The 409-nt window shown below is 59.7% G+C and carries 1 protein-coding gene; it reads right to left on the bottom strand.

Annotated features, from left to right (window positions below; genetic code table 11):
• Positions 1–409 (bottom strand): hypothetical protein (locus ACQUTD_RS21590; RefSeq protein ID WP_473277447.1); only part of this gene is annotated, 409 nt, incomplete at both ends.

Below are 409 nucleotides of genomic sequence, written 5' to 3'. Positions count from 1 at the left end.
GTCCTGAATGTCAACGTGGCTCGCCGTCAGCGTACCCGCACTGCCGTCTGCGCTGGTGCCGACGGTGTACTGGTTGATGCTGCTGCGCAGACCGGTGCTCTGGGGTGCCACAGTCGGATCGGTCGGCAGCGTATAAGACGCGTAATGCGCTTCGCTCTTGTCTGCCGTATTGCCGTTAACCCCGGCAACCTCGACACCACTCTCTTTCACCAGACCGCTGCCGCTACCTTCCAGATTTACCGTGCCATTGTTGACGATACGACCATTCGCGCCCAGCTTGCTGAAGGCGTAAGAGTTGGACGCATAGATGTTGATCGCGCCGTTGTTCTCGATCACCGCGTCGGCAGTCGCGTTCGCGTCCAGCTGCATTGCGATCATGCCGCTTTCAGTGGTGCCTTCGGTACCCAGA

It is taken from the genome of Enterobacter sp. K510 (assembly GCF_055804875.1).
This window is presented reverse-complemented; position numbering and strand designations above follow the sequence as displayed.